We start from the raw sequence: 15,842 nt of genomic DNA, 5'->3' as shown, positions 1-15,842 counted from the left end.
CTAGCGCGCAGCATAGCTGTATAATGCGCGCGTTTAATAGGACGGATTAACGCGCTCATGGCTCGCAAGCTATACATCGAAACACAAGGTTGCCAAATGAACGAGTACGACTCCTCACGGATGCTCGACTTGCTCAGCGACTCTCATCAACTCGTTCGCACCGACGTGGCGGAAGAGGCTGACGTGCTCTTGCTCAACACCTGCTCGATTCGCGAAAAGGCGCAAGAGAAAGTGTTCTCTCAGCTCGGCCGATGGCAGCGTTTAAAACTCGCCCGTCCTGAAGTGATTATCGGTGTTGGTGGCTGTGTTGCCTCGCAGGAAGGCGAAGGCATTTTGCAGCGCGCGCCCTATGTCGATATGGTATTTGGCCCGCAAACATTGCACCGCCTGCCGCAAATGCTCAATGACTTATCGGTGCAACCCGCCGACCGCGAGCGCATTGCCCAGGTCGATGTGCGCTTCCCTGAAAATGAGAAATTCGACTTCCTGCCTGAGCCTCGAATCGAAGGCCACAAAGCCTTTGTCTCAATCATGGAGGGCTGTTCGAAATACTGCAGTTTCTGCGTGGTGCCCTACACTCGCGGCGAAGAGGTCTCACGCCCGTTCGATGATGTCATCGCCGAAGTTGCCCATATTGCGCGCCAAGGCGTGCGCGAAGTCACGCTGCTTGGGCAAAATGTGAATGGCTATTATGGCGAGCATCACGACGGCCATATTTGTGGCTTTGCTGAGCTCTTGCGCGCGGTTGCGGCGATCCCCGGCATTGGCCGCATTCGCTACACCACCTCGCATCCACTCGAATTCAACGACGCCTTAATTCAAGCGCATGCCGATGTGCCTGAGCTGGCCGCGCATGTGCATTTACCGGTGCAAAGTGGCTCCAACCGCATTTTGGCGGCGATGAAGCGCAACCATGAAATCGACACTTATAAAGACACCATCACGCGCTTAAAAGCAGCGAAGCCAGGCATCGAAATCGCCTCGGATTTCATCATTGGTTTCCCTAATGAAACTGAGGAAGACTTTGAAGACACGCTGAAGCTAATCGAGTTTGTCGACTACGATCATTCCTATAGTTTCATTTACTCAAAACGCCCCGGCACACCAGCAGCTGAGTTGCCTGATAGTGTCTCGCACGTTGAAAAAAAGCAGCGTTTACAACGCCTGCAAACCATGATCGCCAGAAACACCGGCCGCAAAACCGATGCCATGATGGACACCGAACAACGCGTGCTAATTGATCGCGAATCGAAGCGTTATCCGGGCTACTTGGTGGGCATTGCCGAGAATACACGTTGGATTCATTTCCCCGGCGACGCCAGCTTAATTGGTCGTTTTGCCACGCTAAAAATCAGTGGCATTGAATCGATTAATGCCCTGCGCGCTGAAGCAGCACTATGGGTCGAGTCTGACGAGGAAGCGAGCATCGGTGTCATGCCCATCCCCGGTCGTATTCCGCTATGGCATGCGGCGGTGTAAACAGCTCTCTAGCTTTAAGCGCCCGATGTCTAACAGCTCGGGCGCTTAAAGCTTAAGCTTGCTGCAGTAAAAGCGCTAAATACAGGCCATATACCGCCAGCAACAGAGCACCTTCGACACGATTGACCCGCCATCCAGTCCAGAGCAGCGGGAAAAGCAGCAGCGTAATACCCAGCATCCAGAGCATGTCGTTGCTGACTAGCGCAGCAGACACGGGCAATGGCGCGATGCTCGCGGTGATGCCTAAGACCATCAAGATATTGAATAAGTTTGAGCCAATAACGTTGCCAATGGCCATGTCACTGCGGCCGCGCAAACTTGATACTAGCGAGGCCACTACTTCCGGCAAGCCCGTGCCCATCGAGACAATGGTTAGGCCTATCACCCGCTCCGACCAACCCCAGAGCCGCGCTAAATCCGATGCGCCTTGAACCGTAAGCTGCGCACCAAACGCCAATAGCACTGTGCCACCGGCAACTAGGCCGAGACTAGGCAGCAGCGTTGGCGGCGTCTCCATAACCAATAGCGCCTGCGTTTCTGCGTCGAATTGTTCGAGCTCATTAGCCGTCGCTTGGCCGCGCACCAGCCGCACAACATAGGCGGTAAAGCCGACATAAAAGGCGATACAAAGGAGCGCATCGAGCCGGCTAATCATTAAGTCTTGGGCGATGACAAGGCCAAACAATGTCATCAATAAAAGCACCGGATATTCGAGCCTGAGCGTATTGCCCTCAACGGCAAACGGTCGAATGATCGCGCACAGGCCGAGAATAAAGGCGATATTGAAAATATTAGAGCCAACCACATTGGCCATTGCAATGTCTGTGCTGCCTTGCATGGCCGCTGCACCGCTCACGGCAAGCTCAGGTATCGAGGTGCCCGCTGCGACTACCGTCAGGCCAATTACCGCAGGCGATAAGCGCCACAGTGTGGCCAAGCGCACAGCGCCACGCAGCATAACTTCACCACCCACAACCAACAGAGTGATGCCCGCAGCGACAAGCAGTAAAGCGATAATCATGGCCTAGCTCCTGGTCTGCGCATCACGGCGCCATTGGTCCAATAAAATACCTGTTGCCACACCAGCGTTGAGCGATTCGGCACCGCCAAAGCACGGAATACTCACACGCTCACTAAGCTGCGAGGCAATCGCCGCACTGATGCCTTTGGATTCGTTACCGATGACGAGTACGCCCGGCTGCTGCGCAGAAAACAGTGGGCCGCGTAATGCGTGCGTGCTTTCGCCATCCATCACCGCGCCACAAACAACGGCCTGCGCGCGCGCGGCAGCCAACCATTCGGGTAGATCCACGACATGAAATGGCACACGCAAAAACGAGCCCATGCTGGCGGCAATGACTTTCGGGTTAAATAATTCAGTGGTGGTTTGCGAGGCGACGATCTGACTCACGCCATACCAGTCGGCAAGGCGCAAAATAGTGCCGAGATTACCGGGGTCGCGTAGATCATCTAGCGCAAGCGTGAGTTGGCCTTCGCGCAGAGGCATAGCGCGCCAAGCGCGCTGACCGGCAATCGCCAAGGCTGATTCGTTATTGGTGTAATTGCCCAAACTGCTTAATAAGCTGGCGCTGATTTCGATTAGGCGTAGGCCACGACGACTAGTAGCATCGCGAAATTCAGCAGCTTGCTCGTGGCTGGCGTAGACCGCGACAACGGGCCAGTCCGAGGCTAGAAGTTCGTGAACACTTTTCGCGCCTTCAACCAGAAATGCCGACTGCTCGCGGCGTCCGGCTTTTTGTTGCAATGCGCGAACGCGTTTGTGCTCAGCTTTGGTGATTTCAGCAGAAGATGACATGACGTGGGATGACCTGAGTAGTTACCAAGACCGTAGCAACAAAGCTGTCGCCACGGCCTTGCATGCTAACCGTCCTAGGCAACTAACGACAATGCCGGCGTTTCAATTCGGGCTAAAAATTCACGCATATGACGGAATGCCAAGCGTCCTTCTGGCAATACTGCAGCCATAAATGGAAACACATGCGGCATGCGATGCCATTCTTCATAGACAACTTTTACGCCAGCTGCACGCGCATTCTCGACAGTTCGGCGCGCATCATCACGTAAAATTTCAGTCGAGCCGACCATAATGTATAGCGGTGGCAAGCCACGGAAATTGCCATGCACCGGCGACACTAGGGCATCGAAGGGGCTGCGATTACGTGTCAGAAAGCGGCAGATATAGCCCAAAGCGGCATTGGGAATGTACGGATCTCGGCGTGGATGTGCGGTTAACGCTAGCGAGTCAGCGCTCAGATCCGTCCATGGCGAGATACAAATTGCCGCTCTCGGCAAGCTAATGCCACGATCGCGTAAAGTTTGCAGCAGCACCAAGGTTAAGTGGCCACCAGCAGAGTCGCCTGCCACCGTGATATCCGAACCTTTATAGCCCTGGCTTAGCAAATACTTATAGGAAGCAACGGCGTCATCGCGCCAATCTTCGAAGCTATGGCGTGGAGCAAGTCGGTAGTCGATAGCAAAAACTGGCCGCGACAAGGCTTGCGAGAGCCGCCAAGTGATTTGCCTATGCAGCGAGCCTGAGCCAAAAAAATAACCGCCGCCATGCAAGTACAGCACCACGCGCGAGGCATTATGCGCTTTCGGTGATACCACCCACTCACCGCGAACATCAGCTCGATGCACCGGCGTTATACGCACTGCTTTCGGTGCGCGCTTAAGCACAGCCCCCAACGCACCAAAGCCTTTCCTTAAAGCAATCAGCCCCTCAGGTGAGCGAACTAGCGTGCTAGCAAGCGGGCGAACAGTTGCCGACATAAGCCAACCAACAGCATGCGCCTGCTTACTGGCATGCGGATAAGGGTGGTGCGGATCTGATGTTGTCATGGCAGGCCTTCTGTCTTTATTTATTGTTATCGACGGAGCAGTGAATTACTTAACTTTTGCGCACCTAAGCATCGAACATATCAGACGTATGTCTGGTCGCCAATGAATTTCCCTAGTGAAATTGTGGAAATTTGTAGTAGGACAATGCATGCGCTTCAGTAACTGCCGCGACTCGTCAATTTCGGTTATTCTCTGTGCACAAACTCACCGAGAACACTGCCCTTTTGAATACGTCTGAACACACCAGCACGCTGGAACTTAGCCCGCAAGATCCTCGCCGTTTAGCCATTCTTTGTGGCCAATTCAATGAGCACATCAAACTTATTGAGCAGCGCCTCAACCTGCGCGTACTGCATCGTGGCTACAGCCTCGAGATTATTGGCGAGGCTGATATGCGCGAAATAGCGGTCACCGTGCTCGAGCGACTCTATGCAGAAACTGATGACAGTCTAACGCTGGCACCTGAGACCGTGCATTTAGTACTGCAAATTGCACTTGGCGAGCTATCCAGCAATCCTGTGCACGTCGGTGGTGGCGAAGGCCCCGTGTTAATGACGAAAAAAGGCACTATTCGACCGCGCGGGCAAAATCAACAGCGCTATGTCGAGCAGATTCTCAGTCACGACATCAGCTTTGGCGTGGGCCCTGCCGGTACTGGCAAGACGTATTTGGCCGTAGCTTGTGCAGTCGACCAGCTCGAAAAAGACCAAGTGAAGCGCATATTGCTGGTGCGGCCGGCGGTTGAGGCCGGCGAAAAGCTCGGCTTTTTGCCCGGCGACTTATCAGAAAAAATTAACCCGTATTTGCGCCCGCTCTATGACGCGCTATACGAAATGCTCGGCCTTGAGCGCGTGGCGAAATTGATTGAACGCCAAGTCATTGAAGTTGCACCGCTGGCCTATATGCGCGGGCGCACACTCAATCACGCCTTCATCATTTTGGATGAAGCACAAAACACCACGCCGGAACAAATGAAGATGTTTTTGACGCGCTTGGGCTATGGCTCGCGCGCCGTCATTACTGGCGATATCAGCCAAGTCGACTTGCCTCGCGGCATGGAGTCTGGCCTGACTCAGGCGCTGACTATTTTAGAGCAGGTCAAAGGCATTCATGTCACGCGCTTCGCCTCGCGCGACGTCGTACGCCATCCCTTGGTGATGCGCATTGTCGACGCTTATGAAGCCTGGGATGCGAAACAGCCAGCGCCGCGAGGTCATCATGGCCGCTAATGTTTGGTTAGACGTCGACGACGGTATCAGCCCAAAAGGCTTGCCCACTGAAGTTGATTGCACGCGCTATGTAGACGCTGTGCTGAGAGCGCTCAGCATTACGCAGCCGTGCTCGGTCGATATTCGCATCGTGAGCAAAGAAGAAGGCCGCGAGCTCAATGCGCAGTATCGCGACAAAAATTACGCCACCAATGTGCTGTCATTCCCAGCCGATTTGCCCGAAGCCCTGCTCGCCGAACTTGATGAGCGGCCATTAGGCGACTTGGCCATTTGCGCCGATGTTGTTGCCACAGAAGCGCATGAGCAAGGCAAGCCTTTAGCGGCGCATTGGGCGCATATGATTGTCCACGGCAGCTTGCATTTACTCGGTTATGACCACATTGAACTAGACGATGCCGCACGCATGGAACCTCTAGAACTTGAGATATTGTCGTGTCTTGGCATCGATAACCCGTATGATGACGACCTGACAAACAACGCACTAGAAGAGGGGAAAACATCGCCATGAGCGAGGATCGATCGTCTGGAGACACATCGAAGTCGTGGTTAAGCCGCTTAGCGGATGCCTGGAGTGGCGAAATCAACACCCGCGAGGAGCTGCTCGAAATTATTCGTGAGTCGGCAAAGCGCGGATTAATGGATGTTGAAGCACAGCGCATTATTGAATCCACGCTACAAGTCTCTGAGCGCCAAGTGCGCGAGATTATGATCCCTCGTGCGCAGATGGTTGCCCTGCGTGCCGACGAAACCGTCAGCAATGCCATGGCTGGTTTGATTGAGTCAGCACATTCACGCTTCCCCGTTATCGCCACCGATAATCCCGATGAAGTCGTGGGCATTTTGTTTGCCAAAGACCTATTGAAACTGGTCAATAATCATTGCGACGATGCCACTGTGATGGAATTTTTACGGCCAGTGTTTTTTGTGCCGGAATCCACGCACTTGGATAAATTGATTCGCGAGTTTCGCAGCAAAAAAAGCCATATGGCCATCGTCGTCAATGAGTATGGCGGCATTGCCGGCCTAGTCACTTTTGAAGATGCACTAGAGCAAATCGTTGGCGAAATTGACGATGAGCATGACGAAGATGAAAGCTTTGAAGATCAAGATATTCGAGAAATGCATCCTGGCGAATGGCTAGTAAAAGCCTTCACGCCCATCGCCGAATTTAACGACTACTTCAAAAGCAATTTCAGCAATGACGACTTCGACACCATCGCCGGCATCATTCTCAACGCCTTCGAACGCCTGCCCGAACAAGGCGAAGTGATCGAGCTAGATCGCTGGCGCTTCAGTGTTCTGCAAGCCGACAACCGCACCATTCGCCTACTTAAAGTTGAAGTTCGCTAAACAATGAAACGCTTTTTTGCCCTGCTCGACGCCCTGAGACAAACACCTCTGCGCACGCCACTCGCGCTCATCCTTGGCGCGCTCATGCCCTTCGGCCTTGCGCCTTACAACGCGTGGCCCGTGGCACTTTTGGCACTCGCATTGTTTGCCAATTTGCTCGAGCAAAGCAGCGCGCGTCGTAGCGCTTGGCTGCACTATATGTTCGGCGCGGGCTTATGGCTGCACGGCAGCAGCTGGCTATTAGTATCGATGCACGACTACGGCAACACCAGTTGGCCAGTCTCACTGCTCATGCTTGCTGTGGTTGCACTGGTGATGGCGTTGCTCTTTGTCCCCGGAGGCTGGCTGTATGGCCGTCTAAAGCTCTGGCGCTTGAATTGGCTGGCACTTCCGGCGCTACTGGTGCTGGGCGAATGGCTGCGCTCATGGCTACTGACCGGCTTCCCCTGGCTGATGACAGGCTACGGCTTTATCGATACGCCGTTGTCGGGCTGGGCACCGCTCATGGGCATCTATGGCGTGAGCTTGGCCGCCGGCATCAGTGCCGTGGCTTTGCTCAGCATCTTGCGTCATGGCAAGGCCGCGCCTGGCGCCATTATCGCGATCGCTCTGACATGGTTGGTTGGTGGATTACTCGCCCCCATCAGCTGGACCACAATCAATAAAGAAGCGCCAGTTAGCGTTAGCTTGGTACAGGGTAATATTCCACAAGAGTCGAAATGGGCTTTGGAATGGCGCGACAAAACCACCGCTATTTATCAAGACTTATCAAAAAGCGAATGGGGTCGCGACTTAGTCATTTGGCCTGAAGCAGCCATCCCGCAATTTGCTCATGAAGCCAGAGACCTATTGGCTGATCTTGATTATGAAGCGATAAAAGCTGGCAGCGCCTTTGTTACCGGCATTCCCTACGCAACATGGAACAATGATCGCACCGAGATATTGTTTTACAACAGCATCATGGCATCGGGCGATGGCCTAGGCATTTATCACAAGCAGCAGCTAGTGCCGATTGGCGAATACATTCCCTTTGAAAAATGGATTCGCGGCACTATTCCATTCTTTGATTTGCCCATGTCTAGTTTCACTTGGGGCCCCGCCGAGCAGGGGCCGTTGCTGGTCAAAGGCCGCACGCTAGCACCGTTTATTTGCTACGAAATTGCTTATCCATCGTTGGTGCAACGCTTATCGAACGTGGATTATTTAGTCACGGTGAGCAATGACGGCTGGTTCGGCCATTCGATAGGCCCGGCGCAACACTTTCAGATGGTGCGGATGCGCGCGAAAGAAACCGGTCGCTATATTGTACGCGCCACCAACAATGGCGTGACGGCATTCATCGACCCACAAGGCCATGTCGTCAGCCAAGCGCCGTCATTTACACGCACCGTATTACGTGGCGAAATTTATCCCGCGCATGGCCTCACGCCATGGCAGCGCACCGGCGTCTGGCCAGTGCTATTACTCTGTGTTTTGCTATTACTGGTTAGCTGGCAACGCAGTGTTCGCCTAGGCCGTAGCAGCGATAAGACAGGCCAGTAATCGCTGCTCACGCAGAGCCCAATCCAGATCGATTGGGCTTATGATTTCCACGCGACTGTCGCTGCGGTATTCGCTCGAGCGAATAGCTAAATCCAGCGCTGTAGCGTTAAAAAATATCCAGCCTTTATCGGTATGAAACACACCCTTCACGCGCTCGGCGTCGCGCCATGACATCAGCTCAGTAAGCAACTCATCGTGGCAAAAACACCAGCTTGCCGGCAATATCCAACCGCCAATGAAGTGGCCTTGAGCTGACTCATGGTAGTGATACGGCGGAAGCTTGGCCTGTGCGGCTTGTTCAGCACTTACGCCATCTAAGCGAGGGCTTAGCGCTGCAATAACTGGCGCATGTAGCAGACTGCGACGCTGCTGCTTTGGCGCCTTCGCTGCCACCGATAAAGCCTCAATACGCGATGACTCGGGCCCAACAAATGCCAGCAGAGCCTTCGCTGGCGATAGCTCAGCAGCAAACTCATTGGCGGTTATTCGCTCAGCATCGCTGAGCACATCGGCTTTGCTAAATAGCAGCACATCGGCCACCGCTACTTGCGCAATAAACGTCTCATGCTCGCGCACTCTGGCATCGTTAAGCATGCGCGCATCGAGCACACAAACACTCGCCGCCAAGCTCAAGTATGGTTGCCAGTGCGCCTCCTGTAGCATCTCAATAATCTGCGTTGGGTGGCCCAAGCCCGTCGGCTCAATGATCAGGCGATCAATATCGCCGCGACTGGTTATTTTCCCCAGCGCCAGCTGCAGTGGCATATTTTGCAAGCAGCAAATACAGCCACCAGCGACTTCTTGAATAAATACATCGTCGCCTGCCCAAGCTGTTTGGTCGATGCCGATCTGACCAAATTCATTGACCAAAATTGCCCAGCGTTCATCGACTGGCTTCTCGGCCATCCAGCGCGAAATCAAGGTGGTTTTACCAGCGCCTAAAAAGCCGGTGACTAGATGCACTGAAAGCTTTTTCGCAGGCGCGGCCTTAAAGCTCATGCCTTGAGCGCCGGCGTTTGGCTCAGCGGAGTTTGTGGGTAAAGTCATGTAAAGTTCACCGATTCTGTCTGGTCTACGCTTCTGTTCAGCACTCGCCATAGGCACAATGCCTGCAGCCACACTAGACTTAAAAATCGATGATGACACAGGGATGCCTGCGATGAATATTTTGATCACCGGCGGCACAGGATTTATTGGCGCTCAACTCGTACCTGTATTAGTCGGCGCACCCGATCAAGCTCAAGGCGACCACCTAACATTGCTGACCCGCCAGCCCGAAAAAATGGCGAAGCATTATGCCGCTTGGGCCGACACTGGCCGCCTGCGCTTTGTTTCCTCACTCGATGCGCTAGCGCGTGATGAAGCCTTCGATGCCGTCATCAATCTTGCCGGCGAAGGCATCGCTGATAAGCCTTGGACTACTCAAAGAAAGCTCGAACTACATGCCAGCCGCGTGCTGCTTACCGAGTCACTTGGCGATTGGCTACGCCGCGCTAAGCACAAGCCCAATGTGCTTATTTCAGGCTCTGCTGTTGGATGGTATGGCAGCCAAGGTGAGCGTATTTTAGATGAAGAATCGTCTGCCGAAAGCGGCGACTACACCCATCATCTTTGCCGCGACTGGGAAGCCGCCGCGCTTGCCGCCGCGCCAGCAAACGCGCGCGTATGCACTTTGCGCTTAGGCGTCGTTATAGGCCCAGGCGGCGGTATGTTGCGCCGCTTATTGCCAGTGTTTGGCTTAGGCTTGGGAGGCGTTTTGGGCAATGGCGAACAGTATTTGTCCTGGGTGTCGCGCAGCGATGTGGTCCAAGTGGTTTTACGCATGCTCACCGATCGTTCATTACACGGCGTGTTTAACCTTACCGCACCCGCGCCAGTGAGCAATGCCGAATTCACTCGCACATTAGCCCGATTATTGCGTCGCCCAGCATTTTTACGTGTGCCCGCCAGCGTGCTGAAACTAGGCCTTGGTGAGATGTCCACTCTCTTGCTCGATGGCCAACGCGTCATGCCTAGCCGCTTACTAAGCGCCGACTATCGCTTCCTTCATAGCACGCTAGAAGATGCCTTACGCTCGGCGCTCTCAAGAAACGACAGCTCAAGAGATAACGATTAATGAAACGGGTCACTTGGCAAAATGCACTGGGGCTGCTTGCGCTTAGCATCGGAATTAGCTCAGCACAGGCAAGCACAGCTGCTGCTGCGGCCGCCTGCTCAGATATTAGCCAAGACACTCAGCTCACACTCGCACGCTATGTTGAGCGCAGTCTTTGCGCCAATCTAGACACTCGCGCTGCATGGCAACGCGTGCAAACTCAACGTGCACAAGTTGGCGCTGCCAACTCAGGCTATTATCCCAGCTTAAATATTAGTGCCAGCAGCAGCCGTGATTTTGGCGACCGCGTAGCCGGCACTGACCCAGATCAACGCACATTGAGCGCCAATGCGAGCTGGCTACTTTATGATTTTGGCGGTCGCGATGCTGGTGTCTCACAAGCGAAAAGCACTCTTTTTGGCCTTCAAGCCAGTGCCGATGCCAGCATCCACAGTCTCGCGGCGCAAGCGGTTGCCACCTGGTTTAATCGCCTCGCCGCAGAGGCCAGCGTCGCTAGCGCTAAATCTTCATTAGCTGCCGCAAAAGAGACTGCCGAAGCCGCTGAAAAGCGCATTAAAGTTGGCGTTGGAACACGCGAAGATACGCTGCAAGCGCAAACCGCTTTGGCTCAAGCAGAGTTGGTGCTCATCCAGCGTGAAGGCGAACTTGCCGCCAGCAATGGTCAGCTAGCCGTGCTCGCCAACTACCCCGCCAATACGGCCCTTACACCGCAGACCACCCTGCCCGATCCAAGCCAACTCAGCGCACCGCCTGCGCTTGCAGTATTGATGCAACTGGCCGATGAACGCCGGCCAGAACGTATCGCGCAGGAGCAGCAAGTCGCCGCTGCTGAGTCATCACTAGATCAATTAGCTGCGCAACGCCTGCCGCGCATTAGCCTCAACGCCAGTGCTGGCGATAGCCGAAATAGCTTTGGCCAGCGCGACTCCGGCCAAGTCGCTGTGACTGCAACCTTGCCACTGTTTACCGGCTTTCAGCAGCGCTATCAGGAGCGTGGTGCGCAAAGCCAAATTGATCAACAAACGCTTGAGCTCGATCGCATTCGCCAGCAAGTCGGCCTTGATGTCTGGCTGGCATGGCAGCAAGTCAATACCGCTCGTTCACGCATCGATGCAACCGACAGCTTGCTGGCATCGGCAGCCGAATCTAGCCGTGCCGCCCTAGCGCGCTACCGAGCCGGCCTAGGCAATGTGCTCAATGTCTTAACCGCTCAAAGCACCCTCGCCGATGCTCGCCAACAACAAGCACGCGCCCGCTTCGACTGGGCCAGCGCACGCGTTCAACTCGCGCGCGCCGCCGGCCTACTCACCGCCTCACCCGATGCTGCATTTCAGGATATCCAACCATGACCGCCTCTCGTCTCCGCTGGCTTGCCATCCTCGGCCTTATTGTTATCGCTGCCCTCATCATGCGCAGCTGCTTTAGCGGCAGCGATGCCCCGCGCTACGAATTCGCCAGTGTCGATCGTGGCGACATTGCCCAAACCGTGTCGGCCAATGGCCAGCTCAGTCCTGTCACGCTAGTCTCCGTTGGCACCCAAGTCTCCGGCATCGTCACCTCCTATACCGCCGACTTCAACGACAAGGTCAGTGCTGGCCAAGTGCTGATGCGCCTCGATGACTCGCTGCTGCAAGCTCAACTTACACAGTCGCGCGCCAACCTAAGCAGCACACAGGCCGGCTTAGCACTGGCTAATGCAAATTGGCGGCGCATCGGCCCCTTAGCCAGCGAAGGCTTTGCTTCCACACAAGAAGTTGATCAAGCCCGCCAAGCCTTAGCTGAAGCGAAGGCCCGCGTGGCGCAGGCGCAAGCACAGGTGCAACGCGATCAAGTCAATTTGAGCTACGCCGTAATTCGATCACCAGTTGCTGGCGTGGTTGTGTCGCGCGCCGTCGATGTTGGTCAAACCGTTACAGCGAGCTTTCAAACACCTGAGCTTTATAAAATCGCGCAAGACTTACGCCAAATGAACATCGACGCCTATTTCACCGAGTCTGATATCGGCGGCATACACGTGGGTCAAAGCGCAAAATTTCGTGTCGATGCTTACCCAATTAAGCGCTTCGTTGGCGAGGTCGTGCAAGTTCGTCTGAACCCATTAACCGAGCAAAATGTGGTGACTTATGCCGTCATCATTCGTGTTGATAACGCCGATGGTCAGCTCCTGCCGGGCATGACGGCTTACGTCACTATCGACACATTAGAGCGCAAAAATATCTTACGTGTGCCAACAGCCGCGCTGCGTTTTCGACCACCAGAAGATGCCAAGCTGGCGCCTATCGAAGAGGAAGCCGAAACGCAAAGCAAGCCTAGTGTAAAAGCTAAGGCCGGCCAAAAAGGCACCGTCTGGCAGCAGACAGCTGATGGCTTAAAACCATTCAGTGTGACACTGGGCATTACCGATCGCCGCTTTACTGAAGTGCTCGGTGACAAGTCAGCACTAAAGGTGGATGACAAAGTAGTCATCGAGCAAGTTTTGTCGGCAGAAGAAGTGGCCAGTAAAGGCATGAAGTTTCGGATGAGAGACTAATGGCCAGCGTCATTGAGCTCAAACAAATCGTTAAGGACTACCCTAGTGGCGTTGGTCCAGTGCGAATTTTGCACGGCATCGATTTGACCATTGAGAGCGGCGAATTCGTTGCCATCATGGGGCCATCTGGCTCGGGAAAATCAACCCTGATGAATATCTTAGGTTGTCTCGATAGTGCCAGCGGCGGCGACTTCACCTTGGCCAGTGAACAAGTCAATACGCTCAATGACGATCAACTTGCCGACTTACGCAACCGTACCATCGGCTTTGTTTTTCAGGGCTTTAACCTGCTGCCGCGCTCCAGCCTGCTCGACAATGTTGCTCTGCCTTTGACCTATGCTGGCGTGGCAAAAGCTGAGCGCGAACAGCGCGCCAGTGACATGCTTGCGCGCGTCGGTTTGGGCCAACGCACACAAGCCTTGCCTAGTGAAATTTCTGGCGGTCAGCAGCAGCGCGTGGCCATTGCCCGCGCATTGGTAAATCGCCCAGCCTTGATCTTGGCCGATGAGCCCACCGGCAACCTAGACACACAAACCAGTGCGGAAATCATGGCGCTGTTTGGCCAGCTTAACCGCGAAGAAGGCATCACCTTAGTTTTAGTCACACACGAGCCCGATATTGCTGCTCACGCGCAACGCTTGGTGCGCTTAGTCGATGGCCATAAGGAGTTTGATGGGCCGGCGAGTGAGGGCTTGAAGCCGGCACCTATAGCTGGAAGCAGCACAGCCACATCAGGAGCCGCGCCATGTGGTGGCTAATGCTCCGCGAGGCTTTACTGGCACTGAAAGCTAACCGCCTACGCAGCTTTCTCACTATGCTCGGCATGATCATCGGTGTCGGTGCGGTCATCGCCATGCTCGCCATCGGCCAAGGCGTGCAAACCCGCGTCAATGATTCGATCAAAAGCATGGGCTCAAATCTATTCATCATTTTACCTGGCGCCACTAGTGCCAATGGCGTGCGCAGCGGTTATGGCAGCGCGCCCAGCCTCACCGTCGATGACGCTAGCGCCTTACGCGAGATAACAGGCGTTGCCTCCGCCGCACCGGTCGTGCAATCCAGCTCGCAAGTCATTTATGGCGCGCAAAACTGGAACACTTATGTCGTAGGCTCCAACGCCGACTATTTTACATTGCGCGACTGGACCGTCACTTCTGGCTACGCCTTTGATCAACCAGAAATACAATCAGCTGCGCAAGTCGCCGTCATCGGCAAAAAGGTCGCTAGCAATTTGTTTGGCAATGAAGACCCGATTGGCGAAACCCTGCGCATTCGAAACCTGCCATTCCAAGTTATCGGCGTGCTTGGCAGCAAAGGCCAAAGCCTCGACGGCCGTGACCAAGACGACACCATCGTCATTCCTATCACTACCGCGCAGCGCAAGCTTTTTGGCAACCGCTTTCGCAACTCGGTGCGCATGATCATGGTGCAAGCGACTAGTGAGGAAGCGATGCCACGCGTCGAGCGTGATCTGCGCATTAATCTACGTCAGCGTCATCGCCTCAGTAACGACGCTGAAGATGACTTCACTCTGCAAAACCTGACAGCTCTAGCCAATACTGCCGCCGAAACCACCGCCATTTTATCGCTGCTACTTGGCGCAATCGCCGGCATCTCGCTGCTGGTAGGCGGCATCGGCATCATGAATATCATGCTGGTCTCGGTCACTGAGCGCACACGTGAAATCGGCATTCGCATGGCCATCGGCGCGCGGCCAAATGCTATCCGCCTGCAGTTTCTGCTAGAGGCCGTGGTGATTTCATTGGTCGGCTGCATTATTGGCGTCGCCGTTGGCATCGGCATCGCCTTAAGCGTGGCGCTGATCTTCGATTTGCTAGTGATTGTCACGCTCAGCTCATTGCTGCTGGCTTTCGGGGTTGCCGGCGCAATTGGCATTTTCTTCGGCTATTACCCCGCCAATCGCGCAGCAAAGTTACGGCCTATTGAGGCATTACGTTTTCAATGAACGACGAGTGCATCGCGAGCCAGCCCCAACCATTCGTGCAAGGCTCGCCGCGTCTCGAGCAATGAGCTGTGCTGCGGCGTATAGCAAATAAGTGGTCGGCATTCTGCGCCCTCGGTAGTGAAGCCAGTTGGTGCCGCCAGCACCTGAAAGCCCACGTGCTCAAACAAAGCCTGTGCACGCGGCAAATGCGAGGCGTGACTGACCAAGACAATGCGTTTAATGCCCAGTGGCGACAGCATGGCCCAGCTCAGCTCAGCATTTTCTTCCGTGGTGCGCGACAACCGCTCCTGCCAGCGCACGGGCACGCGAAAATCCTCCAATAATGACTGCGCCATCAAGCTCGCCTCATCATCGGCCTTGCCCAAGGGCGAACCACCGGTAACAAGAATCGGCAATTTCGTTGCGCGCTCAACACGGGCGGCATAGCGCAGGCGCGTTAGCATTTCACTGCTCATCACATCGGCACCAGCAAACTCTGGCGCGGCGTCATAACGGCCACCGCCGAGTACAACAATGGCCTGATAGCCGGCGCTGGGTATCTGCGCCAGATCATTCAATGCCGACACGCGCTGCTCCAATGGATGCGAGATGGCGTAGGCCCCAACTGGCGTGGCTAACGCGTAATTAAGCACAATCGCCAGCAACGCCACTGCCGTTGCACTGATGCGCCAACCTCGCCAGGCCAGCAATAACGCCAGCAAACCCATCCAGCAGAGCAAGGCCGGTGGCAACAGTAGCGCATGAATAATTTGAGTCATCGGCATCGGT

At 54.8% G+C, this 15,842-nt stretch carries 13 protein-coding genes and 2 pseudogenes; 10 read left to right on the top strand and 5 right to left on the bottom strand.

Annotation, left to right across the window (positions count from 1 at the left end; genetic code table 11):
• Positions 1–63: 63 nt before the first annotated feature.
• Positions 64–1,389: pseudogene (gene miaB / locus AC3DKE_RS00540) on the top strand (tRNA (N6-isopentenyl adenosine(37)-C2)-methylthiotransferase MiaB); the annotation flags it as partial.
• 142 nt (positions 1,390–1,531) lie between these two features.
• Here the strand turns inward: miaB and AC3DKE_RS00535 are convergent.
• The 3 genes from AC3DKE_RS00535 to AC3DKE_RS00525 all read right to left on the bottom strand — a co-directional run bounded on the left by AC3DKE_RS00535 (position 1,532) and on the right by AC3DKE_RS00525 (position 4,341).
• Positions 1,532–2,500 (bottom strand): calcium/sodium antiporter, encoded by a 969-nt coding sequence (locus tag AC3DKE_RS00535; protein ID WP_411729414.1) that lies wholly within the window; start codon positions 2,498–2,500, stop codon positions 1,532–1,534.
• A gap of 3 nt (positions 2,501–2,503) precedes the next feature.
• On the bottom strand, positions 2,504–3,295 hold the full coding sequence (locus tag AC3DKE_RS00530) for a TrmH family RNA methyltransferase (RefSeq protein ID WP_484216361.1): 792 nt from the start codon (positions 3,293–3,295) through the stop codon (positions 2,504–2,506).
• A 74-nt stretch (positions 3,296–3,369) separates the two neighbouring features.
• Positions 3,370–4,341: an alpha/beta hydrolase gene (locus AC3DKE_RS00525; protein WP_487989711.1), complete on the bottom strand. Its 972-nt coding sequence runs from the start codon at positions 4,339–4,341 to the stop codon at positions 3,370–3,372.
• A 224-nt stretch (positions 4,342–4,565) separates the two neighbouring features.
• Here AC3DKE_RS00525 and AC3DKE_RS00520 point away from each other — a divergent pair.
• The 4 genes and pseudogenes from AC3DKE_RS00520 to lnt form a co-directional block, all read left to right on the top strand.
• Positions 4,566–5,540: pseudogene (locus AC3DKE_RS00520) on the top strand (PhoH family protein); the annotation flags it as partial.
• 19 nt (positions 5,541–5,559) lie between these two features.
• Positions 5,560–6,078: an rRNA maturation RNase YbeY gene (ybeY, locus tag AC3DKE_RS00515; protein ID WP_487989709.1), complete on the top strand. Its 519-nt coding sequence runs from the start codon at positions 5,560–5,562 to the stop codon at positions 6,076–6,078.
• The gene (locus AC3DKE_RS00510; protein WP_340675536.1) at positions 6,075–6,920 is read left to right on the top strand and encodes a CorC family transporter; all 846 of its coding nucleotides are present in this window, start codon (positions 6,075–6,077) and stop codon (positions 6,918–6,920) included. The genes ybeY and AC3DKE_RS00510 overlap by 4 nt, the downstream gene beginning before the upstream one ends.
• A 3-nt stretch (positions 6,921–6,923) precedes the next feature.
• Positions 6,924–8,462, top strand: coding sequence for an apolipoprotein N-acyltransferase (lnt, locus tag AC3DKE_RS00505; RefSeq protein ID WP_484216363.1), 1,539 nt, complete (start codon positions 6,924–6,926; stop codon positions 8,460–8,462).
• Here the strand turns inward: lnt and AC3DKE_RS00500 are convergent.
• A complete protein-coding gene (locus tag AC3DKE_RS00500) occupies positions 8,430–9,509 on the bottom strand; it encodes a CobW family GTP-binding protein (protein WP_487989706.1) in 1,080 nt (359 codons plus the stop codon). The two genes, lnt and AC3DKE_RS00500, sit on opposite strands and share 33 nt — an antisense overlap.
• A gap of 112 nt (positions 9,510–9,621) precedes the next feature.
• Here AC3DKE_RS00500 and AC3DKE_RS00495 point away from each other — a divergent pair, with 112 nt between their 5' ends.
• The 5 genes from AC3DKE_RS00495 to AC3DKE_RS00475 are packed head-to-tail and all read left to right on the top strand — an operon-like array spanning position 9,622 to position 15,074.
• Positions 9,622–10,578 (top strand): TIGR01777 family oxidoreductase, encoded by a 957-nt coding sequence (locus AC3DKE_RS00495; protein ID WP_340675533.1) that lies wholly within the window; start codon positions 9,622–9,624, stop codon positions 10,576–10,578.
• Positions 10,578–11,927 (top strand): TolC family protein, encoded by a 1,350-nt coding sequence (locus AC3DKE_RS00490; protein ID WP_487989704.1) that lies wholly within the window; start codon positions 10,578–10,580, stop codon positions 11,925–11,927. The genes AC3DKE_RS00495 and AC3DKE_RS00490 overlap by 1 nt, the downstream gene beginning before the upstream one ends.
• The gene (locus tag AC3DKE_RS00485; protein ID WP_487989703.1) at positions 11,924–13,108 is read left to right on the top strand and encodes an efflux RND transporter periplasmic adaptor subunit; all 1,185 of its coding nucleotides are present in this window, start codon (positions 11,924–11,926) and stop codon (positions 13,106–13,108) included. The genes AC3DKE_RS00490 and AC3DKE_RS00485 overlap by 4 nt, the downstream gene beginning before the upstream one ends.
• Positions 13,108–13,866 (top strand): ABC transporter ATP-binding protein, encoded by a 759-nt coding sequence (locus tag AC3DKE_RS00480; protein WP_379070752.1) that lies wholly within the window; start codon positions 13,108–13,110, stop codon positions 13,864–13,866. Before AC3DKE_RS00485 ends, AC3DKE_RS00480 begins: the two co-directional genes overlap by 1 nt.
• Positions 13,854–15,074: an ABC transporter permease gene (locus AC3DKE_RS00475; protein WP_340675529.1), complete on the top strand. Its 1,221-nt coding sequence runs from the start codon at positions 13,854–13,856 to the stop codon at positions 15,072–15,074. Before AC3DKE_RS00480 ends, AC3DKE_RS00475 begins: the two co-directional genes overlap by 13 nt.
• Here the strand turns inward: AC3DKE_RS00475 and AC3DKE_RS00470 are convergent.
• Positions 15,068–15,832, bottom strand: coding sequence for a YdcF family protein (locus AC3DKE_RS00470; protein WP_487989700.1), 765 nt, complete (start codon positions 15,830–15,832; stop codon positions 15,068–15,070). The genes AC3DKE_RS00475 and AC3DKE_RS00470 overlap by 7 nt on opposite strands.
• Positions 15,833–15,842: the final 10 nt, after the last annotated feature.

It is taken from the genome of Paraperlucidibaca sp., assembly GCF_982810325.1.
The sequence above is the reverse complement of the archived record's forward strand: the minus strand, read 5'-3'. Positions and strand labels throughout refer to the sequence as shown.

Bases quoted from the DNA above. Each gene is read 5' to 3' on its own strand.
- AC3DKE_RS00535 (WP_411729414.1), bottom strand. From the start codon at position 2,500: ATGATTATCGCTTTACTGCTTGTCGCTGCGGGCATCACTCTGTTGGTT.
- AC3DKE_RS00530 (WP_484216361.1), bottom strand. From the start codon at position 3,295: ATGTCATCTTCTGCTGAAATCACCAAAGCTGAGCACAAACGCGTTCGC.
- AC3DKE_RS00525 (WP_487989711.1), bottom strand. From the start codon at position 4,341: ATGACAACATCAGATCCGCACCACCCTTATCCGCATGCCAGTAAGCAG.
- ybeY (WP_487989709.1), top strand. From the start codon at position 5,560: ATGGCCGCTAATGTTTGGTTAGACGTCGACGACGGTATCAGCCCAAAA.
- AC3DKE_RS00510 (WP_340675536.1), top strand. From the start codon at position 6,075: ATGAGCGAGGATCGATCGTCTGGAGACACATCGAAGTCGTGGTTAAGC.
- lnt (WP_484216363.1), top strand. From the start codon at position 6,924: ATGAAACGCTTTTTTGCCCTGCTCGACGCCCTGAGACAAACACCTCTG.
- AC3DKE_RS00500 (WP_487989706.1), bottom strand. From the start codon at position 9,509: ATGACTTTACCCACAAACTCCGCTGAGCCAAACGCCGGCGCTCAAGGC.
- AC3DKE_RS00495 (WP_340675533.1), top strand. From the start codon at position 9,622: ATGAATATTTTGATCACCGGCGGCACAGGATTTATTGGCGCTCAACTC.
- AC3DKE_RS00490 (WP_487989704.1), top strand. From the start codon at position 10,578: ATGAAACGGGTCACTTGGCAAAATGCACTGGGGCTGCTTGCGCTTAGC.
- AC3DKE_RS00485 (WP_487989703.1), top strand. From the start codon at position 11,924: ATGACCGCCTCTCGTCTCCGCTGGCTTGCCATCCTCGGCCTTATTGTT.
- AC3DKE_RS00480 (WP_379070752.1), top strand. From the start codon at position 13,108: ATGGCCAGCGTCATTGAGCTCAAACAAATCGTTAAGGACTACCCTAGT.
- AC3DKE_RS00475 (WP_340675529.1), top strand. From the start codon at position 13,854: ATGTGGTGGCTAATGCTCCGCGAGGCTTTACTGGCACTGAAAGCTAAC.
- AC3DKE_RS00470 (WP_487989700.1), bottom strand. From the start codon at position 15,832: ATGACTCAAATTATTCATGCGCTACTGTTGCCACCGGCCTTGCTCTGC.